Annotated in this window: 12 protein-coding genes; 2 read left to right on the forward strand and 10 right to left on the reverse strand. The window is 74.2% G+C overall.

The genetic code is table 11. The features are described from left to right. Positions 1-86 precede the first annotated feature (86 nt). From ACGFI2_RS23260 to ACGFI2_RS23270, 3 genes are read right to left on the reverse strand one after another with little or no spacing between them, the layout of a single operon-like run. Positions 87-1061, reverse strand: coding sequence for a phosphotransferase family protein (locus ACGFI2_RS23260; RefSeq protein WP_393520597.1), 975 nt, complete (start codon positions 1059-1061; stop codon positions 87-89). After that, on the reverse strand, positions 1058-1663 hold the full coding sequence (gene prfH / locus ACGFI2_RS23265; protein ID WP_393520599.1) for a peptide chain release factor H: 606 nt from the start codon (positions 1661-1663) through the stop codon (positions 1058-1060). The genes ACGFI2_RS23260 and prfH overlap by 4 nt, the downstream gene beginning before the upstream one ends. Further along, positions 1660-2832, reverse strand: a complete 1173-nt coding sequence (locus ACGFI2_RS23270; protein ID WP_393520678.1) for an RNA ligase RtcB family protein — start codon at positions 2830-2832, stop codon at positions 1660-1662. The genes prfH and ACGFI2_RS23270 overlap by 4 nt, the downstream gene beginning before the upstream one ends. Positions 2833-2954: 122 nt before the next feature. On the opposite strand from ACGFI2_RS23270, the gene ACGFI2_RS23275 reads away from it, so the two are divergent. Next, on the forward strand, positions 2955-3713 hold the full coding sequence (locus tag ACGFI2_RS23275) for a peptidylprolyl isomerase (protein ID WP_393520601.1): 759 nt from the start codon (positions 2955-2957) through the stop codon (positions 3711-3713). Positions 3714-3774: 61 nt separating this feature from the next. Here ACGFI2_RS23275 and ACGFI2_RS23280 read toward each other — a convergent pair whose 3' ends face one another. From ACGFI2_RS23280 to ACGFI2_RS23310, 7 genes are all read right to left on the reverse strand, one after another. Next, on the reverse strand, positions 3775-5151 hold the full coding sequence (locus ACGFI2_RS23280) for a glycosyl hydrolase family 18 protein (protein ID WP_393520603.1): 1377 nt from the start codon (positions 5149-5151) through the stop codon (positions 3775-3777). 219 nt (positions 5152-5370) lie between these two features. Beyond that, positions 5371-7632 (reverse strand): catalase, encoded by a 2262-nt coding sequence (locus tag ACGFI2_RS23285; protein ID WP_393520605.1) that lies wholly within the window; start codon positions 7630-7632, stop codon positions 5371-5373. A 45-nt stretch (positions 7633-7677) separates the two neighbouring features. Beyond that, entirely contained in the window at positions 7678-8367 is a 690-nt protein-coding gene (locus ACGFI2_RS23290) for a 4'-phosphopantetheinyl transferase (RefSeq protein WP_393520607.1), read from the reverse strand. After that, positions 8364-9197 (reverse strand): metallophosphoesterase family protein, encoded by an 834-nt coding sequence (locus ACGFI2_RS23295; RefSeq protein ID WP_393520609.1) that lies wholly within the window; start codon positions 9195-9197, stop codon positions 8364-8366. The genes ACGFI2_RS23290 and ACGFI2_RS23295 overlap by 4 nt, the downstream gene beginning before the upstream one ends. 51 nt (positions 9198-9248) lie before the next feature. Further along, complete coding sequence (gene pip, locus ACGFI2_RS23300) at positions 9249-10205, reverse strand: prolyl aminopeptidase (RefSeq protein ID WP_393520611.1); 957 nt, start codon at positions 10203-10205, stop codon at positions 9249-9251. 42 nt (positions 10206-10247) lie between these two features. Next, the gene (locus tag ACGFI2_RS23305) at positions 10248-10622 is read right to left on the reverse strand and encodes a hypothetical protein (protein WP_393520613.1); all 375 of its coding nucleotides are present in this window, start codon (positions 10620-10622) and stop codon (positions 10248-10250) included. A gap of 92 nt (positions 10623-10714) precedes the next feature. Further along, positions 10715-11080: a MerR family transcriptional regulator gene (locus tag ACGFI2_RS23310; protein ID WP_393520615.1), complete on the reverse strand. Its 366-nt coding sequence runs from the start codon at positions 11078-11080 to the stop codon at positions 10715-10717. Positions 11081-11128: 48 nt separating this feature from the next. Here ACGFI2_RS23310 and ACGFI2_RS23315 point away from each other — a divergent pair, with 48 nt between their 5' ends. Next, positions 11129-12400 (forward strand): MFS transporter, encoded by a 1272-nt coding sequence (locus ACGFI2_RS23315; protein WP_393520617.1) that lies wholly within the window; start codon positions 11129-11131, stop codon positions 12398-12400. Positions 12401-12426 lie beyond the last annotated feature (26 nt).

The raw sequence follows: 12426 nt of genomic DNA on the forward strand, positions 1-12426 counted from the left end.
GCCCGGCCGTCAACACCCGGATCGTTCACCGAGCGTTCATCCGTGACAATTGAGACCTCATCGTGACGCGGTGCGACCGAGCCTGCTCAGAGCGCGGCGAGCGCCTCGGCGATGTTCCGCTCGGCCAGGTCGAGCATCCACCGCCGGTCCGGGAAGTCGCCCTCGGCGATCCGCAGCGGACCGTCGATGAGCGACAGCACCTGCGCGTACCGGTAGAACTCCAGCCGGTCCGCGTCGAGCGCGACCGGACGCAGCGCCGGGTACGTCGCGCCGAAGCGCAGCCGCAGCCAGGCGTGCTCCCACTCGACGTCGAACCAGGTCAGACCCTCGATGTCGATCATCACGGGTTCGCCGGCCGGGGTCACCAGCACGTGGTCCGGGCCGAGTTCGCCGTGCACCAGCGCGTACGCCCGCCGGGCCGGCACCCGGCCGCGCAGCCCGCGCAGGTGGGCGGCGATCCGGTCCCGCGCGGCGGCCGGCCGGGGGTCCCGGGCCGCCGCCCCGGCGAGGTGCCCGAGCGCGCGGTCCAGGACCACGTCCTCGGCGGGCCGGGCCGGTGCCGCGTTCCGGGCGGCGTCGGTGAGCCGGCCGTAACGCGGGCCGAACGTGGTGTGCATCCGCCGGAGCGCGTCCCCGAGCCGGGCCAGCGGTTCGGCCGCCCGCTCGGGGTCGCGCGTCAGCAACGCCTCAAGCGTCATCCCGCCGGCGTCCTCCACCAGCGCGACGTCGGCGTCCAGGTGGCGGCCGGCGGGATCGCGGCCGATCAGGTGCGGCACGCGTACGCCGACGGCGGTGAGCGCGGCGTGGTTGGCGGCGAACAGCTCGGGGCCGGACGCCTCGGTGAACGGGTCGTCCGGGACGGTCTCCGCATCGGGCCAGTAGTTCTCCCGCGGCGACCAGACGTACAGGACCACGGTCGTCCCGTCGTCGAGCCCGATCCGGTAGACGCCCTTGCGGGTGCCGCCGGCGAGCCGGTCCAGCGCGGTGACCCGCCGGTCCGCGCCGAGCCGGTCACGCACCAGGTCACGAACGTCGTCCGGCCGCAGGAACGTGCGCGTCACGGCCGTTCCACCCGGACCGGGTCGCCGCGGACCAACTCGTCGTGGATCCGCCACCGGGCGGTCGTGCCGGCGCGCCGGGCCGCCTCGTCGTCCTCGGCGACCCGCCGCCGCAGCAGGTCGACCGCGATCCGGCGGTTGAGGTGGAGCTGCCGTTCGGTGTCCACCACCACGACGTGCCCGGACGGGCGGTGGGTCGCCCGGACGGCGGTGCTGGCCTTGTTCCGGTGCTGGCCGCCGGGCCCGCCGGTGCGGCACGGCGTGAACTCGACGTCCGTCTCGTGGAACGGGGTCACCACCACGTCGGCCCGGTGCGGCCGGGCGGTGACGTACCAGTTCTTCCGCCCGTGGCTCGGCCGGTAAGGGCTGGACGCCTGCCAGCAGAGCGTGCCGGTCCAGCCGGCGGCGAACGCCTCCGCCCCGGCGCCGGAGATCCGGACCAGCGCCGAGCGCCAGGTGCCCGGCCGGTCGCCGGGCACGGTTTCGACCCGGGTCGTGTCCAGACGTCGCCGGGCGGCGTCGGCCTCCAGGCGGTCCAGCAGCCGGCCCAGCGCCCAGGCGCACTCCTGCGGGCCACGCCCGGCGGACAGGAAGAGGTCCGTCACCGTCGCCCCCGGCGGCGGGCCGGTACGACGTCCGGCGTCTTGTAGGTGACCAGGGGCACCGTGGTGGTGACCGGGGTGGCGAGGTCGTGTGCCACCAGGTCGCCGATCACCTGCTCGATGCGCTTGTAGGCGGTGGGCGCCTCCTCGAACAGCAGTTGGCGGTCGCCGCACACCACAAGCGACCCGACCGGGGTGCGGCGCAGCTCCTCCACGGTGTGCTTGGCCCTGCCCCGGCGCAGCGCGTCGGCGCGGGACATCTTCCGGCCGGCGCCGTGCGCCACCGAGTGGTTGGCCGCCGCGCCCGCGTGCGCGGCCACCAGGTGGGACGGGGTGCCCCGGGTGCCGGCGACGAGCACGTCCCGGCCGTCGCCCGGGGCCGCGCCCTTGCGGTGGAGGTAGTGCCCGTCGCGCGGTTCGACCAGGTTGTGGCACTGGTCGACGACCGGCTCGGTGGGTTCGGCGCCCAGCGCGTGGGCGACCCGGGCGGCCAGCAGCCGCCGGTTGAGCGAGCCCCAGCGCACCGCTTCGTCGTGCCGGGACAGGTAGGCATCCGGGTCGGGCGCGGGGCCGGCGCCATGCGCCTCGGTGTGCTCCCGCAGGATCTTCTCGCCCAGCCCGCGCGACCCGGAGTGCACCACCAGCACCAGGTCGCCGGTGGCCAGCCCGAGCCGGCCGGCGTGCTCCGGCGCCTCGATCGCGCCGACGCGGGCCAGCTCGACGAAGTGGTTGCCACGCCCGACCGTGCCGAGGCCGTCGAGGTGCCCGGCCGGCACGTCGCCGGAAAGCACCGACCAGGCCGGGTCGTCGGCGTCCCGGTCCGGGTGCAGGGCGCGGTCCAGGTCGGGGAAGCGGGCGGCGAGCCGTTCCGGCACGGCCCGGCGCAGCGCGATCGGGAACACCGCGATGCCGCAGCCGATGTCGGAGCCGACGAGGAACGGGTAGAGCACGGTCGACGACATGGCGGCGCCGATCGGCGCGCCCTTGCCGGGGTGCAGGTCCGGCATGGCGGCGACGTGCGCCATCCCGTCGAGGGCGGCGACCTGGTGGCACTGGTCGAGCGCGGCGGACTCGATCCAACTGCCGGGGGAGGAGAAGACGGAGACGGTGGCAGGCACGGACGCTCGTTTCGGTCGAGAGGGTGCGGGAAGCGGCGGGGTGCGGTCCGTCAGAACGTCATGACCGACACCCTCCCGGACCCCGCCACGCCCGGCAACCGACTTTCCGTCGACACCGGGTCACCGGCTCCATAGACTCCGGTCGTTCTGGTACCACGAGTCCAGGGAGGACCCACGTGTCGAGCGAAACCCGACCGCACGCCGCCGTACCGCTGCTGGCCCGTCTCGCCGGGGTGACGGTGGCCGCCGCCGCGCTGGTCGCCGGCTCCGCCGTCGTCGCGACCGCGGCGCCGGCCGCCGACCCCGTGCCGACCAAGGGGCCGTGCGCGTACACGCCGACGCCGGACGAGCCGGCGGCCCGGCCGGTGCCGCTGCCGCCGGACCCGCGCCGCACGCCGGACCGGGGCACGGTACGGGTCACGCTGCGCACCAACCAGGGGCCGATCGGGCTGACCCTGGACCGGGAGCAGGCGCCGTGCACGGTGCAGAGCTTCCTGCACCTGACCCGGCACCGGTTCTACGACCGGACGCCCTGCCACCGGCTGACCGCCTACCCGACGCTGACCGTGCTGCAGTGCGGTGACCCGTCCGGCACCGGCGAGGGCGGTCCGGGCTACCGGTACCGCGACGAGCTGCCCACCGACCTGCCGCCCGCGCCGACCGACCCGACCGGCGTCCGCCGCCTCTACGCCCGTGGCACGCTGGCCATGGCGAACGCCGGCCCGGACACCAACGGCAGCCAGTTCTTCCTGGTCCAGGCCGACTCGGCGCTGCGCCCCAACTACACCGTGTTCGGCCGGGTGGACGCGGCCGGGCTGGCCACGCTGGACCGGATCGCGGCCGGCGGCATCGCCGCCACGCCGGAGGACCCGGCGCCGGTCGACGGCGCGCCGGCCCAGCCGGTGGAGATCTGCCGGGCCAAGCCGGGCCGCTGACGCCGACGGCCCGGCGGAACGGCTGTTCGAGGCCGCTCCGCCGGGCCGCGTGCCCGGGCGATCAGGCCGGCAGTCGCCAGACCTGGTTGGCGCCGCCGAAGCAGTCCCAGATCTGGAGCCGGGTGCCGTCGGCGGAGCTGTTGTCGGTGGCGTCCAGGCACCGGTTCGACACCGGGTTGCGCAGCGTGCCGTTGCCCTGGGCCTGCCAGACCTGGGCGCCGGTGCCGTTGCAGTCCCAGAGCTGGATCTTCGTGCCGTTCGCGGTGCCGGCGCTGGCCACGTCGAGGCACTTGCCCAGCGCCCGCAGCGTGCCGTCGCCGGCCACGGTCCAGCTCTGCGCGGCGGTGCCGTTGCAGCCGTAGAGCTGCACCGCGGTGCCGTTCGCGGTGCCGGCGGCGGCGACGTCGACGCACTTGCCGCCGATGCCGGTGATCGGACCGGTGCGCCCGGACGGCGGCGGGGTGGTGCCGCCTCCGGTGGCCGTGTCGTAGATCGCGGTCACCAGCGAGGTCGCGCCGGTGGTGTCCTGGGACAGCTCCCAGTTCATCATCCCGCCCGCGTTGGTCATCGCCCACTGCGTCTTGCGCTTGACCGTCGGGATGCCGTTGTAGCACTGCTGGGCGCCGCCGGCCGTGGTGCAGTCCCGGTTGGCGTTGGCCGGGTCCATGCCGACCAGCGCGGCGTACGTGTAGTAGCCGGGCCGGCTGTAGAAGGGCACGCCGAGCACCGCCTTGGCGGCGGGCAGGCCGCGCGCCTTCCACCCGTTGACGCTGGCGATCGCCCAGTCGTAGTTGGCGTGCGGGCTGCCGCCGTCGTACGCCATGATGTTCAGCCAGTCGACCGAGCCGAACACCGCCGTGGGCACCCCGTTGACGTAGTAGCCCTCGGCGACCACGGCGGCGGTGAGCAGCTTGCCACGGCTGTGCATGGCGCTGCCGAGCTGTTGCATCAGCAGCGTGTAGTTGTTGGCCGACGCGCCCGGGTCGGGGTATTCCCAGTCGATGTCGACGCCGTCGAGGTTGTACTGGTTGACGAAGTTGACCACGTTGTTCACGAACGCGCCGCGGGCGCCGGAGTTGGCGGCGAGCGCCTCGAACGCGGAGTCGTCGCCGTCGTTCCAGCCACCGATCGCGATGGAGACCTTGACGTTGTTGGCGTGCCCGAGCGACACCAGCGAGGAGAGCTTGCCGGGGTTCTCCACGGCGCGCAGGCTGCCGTCGCCGTTGGGCAGCACGAAGGCGTAGTTGATGTGGGTGAGCTTGCCGTACTGGATGCTGTTGACGCTGCCGCTCCAGGACGGCATGTAGCCGACGCTCTTGAAGCCGTTGGGCAGCACGACCGCCTCGGCGGCGGACGGGGTGAGGGCGAGCGTGGCGGTGGCGGTGGCCAGCGCGAGCGCTCCGGCGGCGAGGTGGCGCCGGAGGTGGGGTCTGGGCATCGAGGGCCTTCCCGGGGGACGGGGTGGACAGGGGGTCTTCCTCGAGGTGGCCCAAATATTAAAGAGTATTAACTAAGGCGTCAATGATGGACTTCGATGAGCTACCCGACGTACGCGGACCGTTGCGCGAGCTGGCCGGCCGCCGAGGTTCGGGTGGGCGGCGGGGTACAGCGCGAGGGGCGGCCCGCCGTGGCGGACCGCCCCTCGACCGTGCGCCGGTCAGGCCACCGAGGCCGGGAACCGCTCCCAGACCCGGTGTGCCGCCATCAGCCGCTGCACCGACTCCAGCACCTCGGCGCCGGAGCCGCCGGTGACCACGCCCGGCGAGCCGGCCACCCCGGTCTGCTGGAGCACCTCGGCGCCGGCGCCCCACGCGCCGATCGCCTTGGCGTGCCGCCACGCCTCCTCGACCAGCAGCGACACCCGCGGGTCGACGGTGCGGGGACCCGGCGCGCCGGCCTTGGCGTCCCGGGCCGGCAACGCGTCCGGCGCCGGCGCCGGCGCGCCGGCCAGCAGGATCGCGTCGAACTCGACCGACCGGGCGGTGGCGAACGTGCGCTGCACCGGCAGCCCGCCCACCGTCCCGCCGTGCGCGGCGATCAGCAGCGGCACCATGCCGGCGGCGAACACCGCCCGCTGGACCTGCGCGACGTCGTCCAGGTCGCCGTCCGCGTCGACCACGATGCCGACCATCCGGCCGTCGGCCGGCCACTCCCGGCCGACCTGGGACAGCGCCGGGCTGGGCTGCACCTCGGCCAGCGGCACGGTGGGCTGCGGCACGGGCAGACCCAGGCCGGTGGCGACCTGCTCGCAGAGCACCGGGTCGATGTTGGCCAGGCACTGGAGCTGCCGCTCCTTGATCGCCTGGTGGTAGCACTTGCCCAGCTCGAACGTGTACGCCCGGATGATGTGCTCCTTCTCCACCGGCGACATGCTCGCCCAGAAGAGCCGGACCTGGCTGTAGTGGTCGTCGAAGGAGGCCGGGGAAGCCCGGACCTTCGGCGCCTCGGCCACCGTCACCGGGATGTCGACGAACGCGTGCTCCCGGTCCCCGGCCGGGAACGGGTTGCCGTCGTCGAGCGAGTTCGGCCGGTAGGGCGCCACCCCGGCGTGCACCGCCTGCTGGTGGAAGCCGTCGCGCAGCATGTCGTTGACGTCCGCGTGCGGCCGGTTGATCGGGATCTGGGTGAAGTTCGGCCCGGCCAGCCGGGTGAGCTGCGTGTCCAGGTAGGAGAAGAGCCGGCCCTGCAGCAGCGGGTCGTTGGTGACGTCGATGCCCGGCGGAAGGTGCCCGAGGTGGAACGCCACCTGCTCGGTCTCGGCGAAGAAGTTGCGCGGCGTCCGGTTGAGCGTCAGCGTGCCGATCGGCTGCACCGGCGCCAACTCCTCCGGCACGATCTTCGTCGGGTCGAGCAGGTCGATCCCGGCGAACGTCTCCTCCGGGGTGTCCGGGAAGACCTGGATGCCCAGCTCCCACTCCGGGTACGCGCCGGCCTCGATGGCGTCGTAGAGGTCGCGGCGGTGGAAGTCCGGGTCGATGCCGTTGATCAGCTGCGCCTCCTCCCACTCCAGCGAGTGCACCCCGAGCCTCGGCTTCCAGTGAAACTTGACCAGCACCGTCGCGCCGGCGTCGTCGACCAGGCGGAAGGTGTGCACGCCGAAGCCCTCCATGGTCCGGTAGGACCGCGGGATGCCCCGGTCGGACATGTTCCAGATGGTGTGGTGCTGCGCCTCGGTGTGCAGCGAGACGAAGTCCCAGAACGTGTCGTGCGCGCTCTGCGCCTGCGGGATCTCCCGGTCCGGGTGCGGCTTGGCGGCGTGGATGATGTCCGGGAACTTGATCGCGTCCTGGATGAAGAAGACCGGCATGTTGTTGCCGACCAGGTCGAACGTGCCCTCGTCGGTGTAGAACTTGGTGGCGAAGCCCCGGGTGTCGCGGACCGTGTCCGCCGACCCGCGCGAGCCCAGCACGGTGGAGAAGCGGACGAAGACCGGGGTCTCGCGGCCCTTCTTCAGGAAGCCGGCCCGGGTGACCTTCTCGGCGGCGCCGTTCGCGACGAAGACGCCGTGCGCCCCGGCGCCGCGGGCGTGCACCACCCGCTCCGGGATGCGCTCGTGGTCGAAGTGGGTGATCTTCTCGCGCAGGTGATGGTCCTGCAGCAGCACCGGGCCGCGCGGGCCGGCCTTGAGCGAGTGGTCGGTGTCCCGCAGCCGCGCGCCGTTGGCAGTGGTGAGGTACGCCCCCTGCTGCCCCTTGGCGATCTTCGGCACGCCGGTCTCCGCGCCGGTCGGGGTACGCGTGTCCGGTGCGCCCTGCTCGTCCTTGGGCGGCAGCGGGCCGTGCGGCGCGGTCGGCTCCTCGAGCGCCGGCGGCGCGCTCCCCGGCGCGCCTGGCACGTCCGGGGTCAGCGCGTCGCCGACCTTCTCGACGGCGGCCTCGACGACACCCTTGACGACCTGGGCGGGTTTGCTGGAATCCATCAGGACCTGTCCTCCGTTGCGGTGAAATGACCAGGCCCTCAGCCCCTACCCTGGGTAGGGCCGGGCAAACAAGGACGAATCGCAGGGCACCGCGACGGCGGTCACCACCAGCCCGCCGGCCACCAGCCAGCGGCCGTCGAGCGCGCGCAACGGCGGCCCGCCGTCGGTCCGGTCCCCGGCGACCAGCAGCCGGGCGGTGAACCGGCCGGCCGGGTCGAGCGTCACCTCCGCCTCCTCGAACCCGAGCCACCTGCCGGTCAGCGGATACCACGCCTTGTAGACGGACTCCTTGGCGCTGAACAGCAGCCGGTCCCAGTGCACGCCCGCGTCGCCCGCGCGCAGCCCGGCCAGCCGCTCCGGCTCGCCGGCCGCGGTGACGATGCCGGCCACCTCGCCGGGCAGCGGCTCGTGCGGCTCGGCGTCGACACCGAGCGAGGCCAGCGCGGTGGCCGGGGCCACCACCGCCGCCCGGTATCCGACGCAGTGGGTGATGCTGCCCACCACACCGGCCGGCCAGAGCGGCTCCCGCCGGGGGCCGGGGCGGATCGGCGCCGGCGCGTACCCGAGCCGGCCCAGCGCCTCGCGGGCGCAGCGCCGGGCGGTGACGAACTCCCGGCGCCGGCTCTCGGCGGCGCGGGCGACCAGGTCCTCCTCCCCGGGGTACGGCGGCTCGCCGGGCACGTCGGCGAACGCCTCGACGGCCACCGCCGCCGCCGGCAGCAGGGACTCGATCACCCGGCGCCGCCGAGGATCCGGCGCATCGGCCGGGGATCCCCGCCCCGGCGCCCCCACTCGCGCGGGTAGCCGAGCGACACCTCCTCGAAGCGCACCCCGTCGTAGTGGGTGGTGCGCGGGATGTGCAGGTGGCCGTAGACCGCCACGGCGGCCCGGTGCCGCACGTGCCAGTCGGCGGTGCGGTCGGTGCCGCACCACTGGGCGAACTCCGGATACCAGAGCACCTCGGTGGGCTGGCGGACCAGCGGCCAGTGGTTGACCAGCACCGTCGGCAGCGCCGGGTCGGTCGCGGCCAGCCGCCGTCCGGTCACGGCCAGCCGCGCCCGGCACCACGACTCCCGGTCCGGGTACGGGTCGGGGTGCAGCAGCATCTCGTCGGTGCACACCACCCCGGACGCGTACGCCGCGCGCAGCGACTCCTCCTTCGTCGTGGTGCCGGGCGCGCGGAAGGAGTAGTCGTAGAGCAGGAACAGCGGCGCGACGGTGACCGGGCCGCCCTCGCCGTGCCACACCGGGTAGTCGTCCTCCGGGGTGAGCACGCCCAGCTCACGGCACATCCCGACAAGCGCGTCGTAGCGCGCCACCCCGCGCAGCGTCACCGGGTCGGTGGGGTGGGTCCACAGCTCGTGGTTGCCCGGCACCCAGACCACCCGGGCGAACCGGTCGCGCAGCAGCCGCAGCGTCCGCTCGACGTCGGCGAACGCCTCGCCGACGTCACCGGCCACGATCAGCCAGTCGTCCGCGTTCTCCGGCCGCAGGCCGTCCACCACCGCACGGTTCTCCGCGTACGACACGTGGAGGTCACTGACCGCGTACAACCCACCCGTCACCCGGCCGATCTTGCCAGCGGCGACCCCGGAAGACCAGGGCGTGCCGAGGTCTCAGCCGATCCGGTCGGCGACGCGGTCGACGGCGCGCAGCAGCTCCCGGGCGATGCCCGGCTCGGCCGCCGAGTGGCCCGCGTCCGGCACCATCCGCAGCTCCGCCTCCGGCCACCGGCGGGCCAGGTCGTACGCGGACGCCGGCGGGCAGCACAGGTCGTAGCGGCCGTTGACGATCACGGCGGGCAGGTGGCGGATCTTGTCCACCCCGTCGAGCAACTGGCCCTCGGCGAGGAAGCCGCCGTGCACCGCGTAGTGCGACAGGATTCGGGCGATCGGCAGCGCCTGCTCGTCGGCGGTGAAGTGGGCGAGCGCCGCCGGGTCGGGTCGCAGCGACGAGTTCACCGCCTCCCACCGGCCCCAGGCCAGCGCACACGTCCGGGCCTCGCCGGCGTCCGGGCCGTGCAGCCGCCGGTGGTAGGCGGCCAGCACGTCGCCGCGTTCGGCCGACGGGATCGGGGCGACGAAGCGGTCCCACTCCTCGGGTTGGAGGTGGCGCAGGCCGCCCTGGTAGAACCAGTCCCGCTCGGCGCGCCGCAGCAGCAGCACGCCGCGCAGCACCAGGCCGGTGACCCGCTCCGGGTGGGCCTGCGCGTACGCCAGACCCAGGGTGACCCCCCACGACCCGCCGAACACCAGCCACGACTCGATGCCCAGGCGTTGCCGGATCGTCTCCAGGTCGGCCACCAGGTGCCAGGTGGTGTTGGCGCGCACCTCGCCGAACGGGGTGCTGCGGCCGGCGCCGCGCTGGTCGAACAGCACCGCGCGGTAGCGCCGGGGGTCGAAGAAGCGGCGGGCCGCCGGCACCAGGCCGCCGCCGGGCCCACCGTGCAGGAAGACCACGGGTACGCCGTCCGGCCGCCCCACCTCCTCCACGTGCAGGACGTGGCCGTCGCCGACCGGGATCCGGTGGGTGGCGTACGGCTCGACGGGCGGGTGGAGTGCGGCTCCGGTCATGCCCGCTGATTGTGCCCGCCCGGCGCGCTCGGCGCGGCCCGGTCAGCAGGCGACGTTGCCGCCGAGGTTGTCGAGCAGGGCGTCGGCGACCCAGCCGGAGACGCCGGTGGTGGTGTCCCTGAGGTAGGTCCAGGTGTAGGTGGTGTGCCCGTTGGCGCTGACCCGGTCGCCGCTGGCGAAGCAGTGGAAGTCGACGTTGTGGGAGAGCTGGCCGTAGCCCAGCGACCCGCAGGTGGTGTGCGGACCGCTGCGGATGTTGACGTTGGTGGCGTTGAAGAGCTGGCCGAACTTGTTGTCCACGTTGGAGTGGGAGTGGCTGCAGCCCGCGCTGGCCGGTGCGGCCCCACCCACCACCACGACGCCTGCCGCGGCGACGGCCAGGACGACCGCCGCGCCGATCGAGGACGCTTTCCGCATGTCCACCACCCCTGTCCGTGAAGGATCGATCACCGTCTGCAAATTGATCCACATATTTGCATATAGCAAAGGTCAGGAGCAAGGGCGCCGGTTCAGTGATCGGTCCGGAGCCGCAGGTGCCGCCGGACCGCGTCGCGGCTCAGGCTCATGCACGCGATCCGGCTGTCCAGGCGGGCGAGTTCGGCGGTGAAAAGCGCGACCAGCTCGCCCTCGTCGGCGTCCTCCTCGTCCCCGCTCGCCGGGGCCGCCCGGTCGTCCTGGAGCAGGGGCAGGATCAGCCTGGTCGGCAGCCCCGACCTGATCAGGCTGCTGACCAGCGTCGCCCGCCCGACGTCCGCCTCCGCGTACCGCCGGTAGCCGCTCGGGGTGCGCTGCGGCGCCAGCAGCCCCCGCTCCTCGTAGTAGCGCAGCATCCGAACCGGAATCCGGGTCCGCCTCGACAGCTCACCGATCCGCACCATCACTCCTTGACTCTCACATCGATGTGAGACTTTACGGTGCTGGCCATGACCACTCAACCCGCCCGGATGCCCTGGCGAGCACTGCTTCTGCTCGCCGGCGCGGCCTTCGCGACAGTCACCACGGAACTGCTGCCGGCGAGCCTGCTGCTCCGGCTCGGCGACGACCTCGACGTCACGCCCGCCGCCGCCGGCACACTGGTCGGCGCCTGGGCGCTGACGATCGCCGTCGTCGCCGTCCCGCTGACCCGGCTGACCGGGCGGGTGCCGCGCCGGCGGCTCGTGCCCGCCATCCTGCTGCTCCTCGCCGTGGCGACGGCCGGCACCGCGTTCGCGCCCTCGTACGGTTGGGCACTCACCGGCCGGATCGTCGCCGCCGCCGCGCACGGCCTCTTCTGGTCCCTGCTCGTGCCGACGGTTGCCACCCTGGCCCCACCGGCCCGGATCGGCCGGGCCGTCTCGGTGGTGCTGGCCGGCCCCGCGCTCGCCGGCATCGTCGGTGTCCCGCTGGGCGCCACCGCCGGCGCCGCACTCGGCTGGCGGGTCTCCTTCGCCGCGCTGGCGGCGTTGCTCGCGCTGGCGGCCCTCGTGATCCGCACCCTGCCCCTGCCGGACCCGCCCGCACCCGCCGCGTCGCGGGAAGGCACCGACCCGGCGCTGTGGGGGGTGCTCGGCGTCGCGCTCGCCGGCGGCCTCGTCCTCACCGGCCACTTCCTGCTCTACACCTACGTCGCGCCGCTGTTCCACCAGTTCGGCGGCTACGACGACACCACCGCAGGGCTACTGCTGTTCGTCTTCGGCGGGGCCGGGGTGGCCGGAACCGCCGGTGCCGGAGCGCTCTTCGACCGGTTCCCGCGGCAGGCGCTCGGCTGGGTCAGCGCCGCCTTCGCCGGCAGCGCCGCGTCCCTGCTGCTTCTCGACCGCCACCTCGCCGTGGCGGTCGTGGTGGTCGCCGGCTGGGGCCTGCTCATCGGACTGCTCCCACCGGTCTTCCAGACGCACCTCCTGCGGATCGCCTCCCCCGGTCGGGAAGCCACCGCCGGAGCGATCGGCATCACCGTGCTCAATCTCGGCATCGCCGCCGGGGCCACGCTCGGCGGGGCGGTGCTGGACCACCGGCAGGCCGGCGCCCTGCCCGTCGTCGCGGCCGTCGTCATCGCGGTCGCCACCATCGGGCTCGCGGCCGGCGGCGCACGGGGCCGGCGGGCCGCCCGCTCCGAGCGCGTCGCCGCCCGGGAGGGTGGGACCGCCGGCCAGGTCTCCGGGAGGCTCGTCGCCACGATCGACGACGAGCCCGTCGCCGGTGGGCCGACGCGGTGACCCGCCGTACCGCGCCACGCGGCGGC

Origin of the sequence: Micromonospora sp. NPDC049282, from assembly GCF_043197045.1 — a bacterium.
Lineage (GTDB): Bacteria > Actinomycetota > Actinomycetes > Mycobacteriales > Micromonosporaceae > Micromonospora.

Excerpts from the sequence above, each read along its gene's own strand:
- ACGFI2_RS23280 (WP_393520603.1), bottom strand. The coding sequence starts at position 5,151 with ATGCCCAGACCCCACCTCCGGCGCCACCTCGCCGCCGGAGCGCTCGCG.
- ACGFI2_RS23285 (WP_393520605.1), bottom strand. The coding sequence starts at position 7,632 with ATGGATTCCAGCAAACCCGCCCAGGTCGTCAAGGGTGTCGTCGAGGCC.
- pip (WP_393520611.1), bottom strand. The coding sequence starts at position 10,205 with ATGACCGGAGCCGCACTCCACCCGCCCGTCGAGCCGTACGCCACCCAC.
- ACGFI2_RS23305 (WP_393520613.1), bottom strand. The coding sequence starts at position 10,622 with ATGCGGAAAGCGTCCTCGATCGGCGCGGCGGTCGTCCTGGCCGTCGCC.
- ACGFI2_RS23315 (WP_393520617.1), top strand. The coding sequence starts at position 11,129 with ATGACCACTCAACCCGCCCGGATGCCCTGGCGAGCACTGCTTCTGCTC.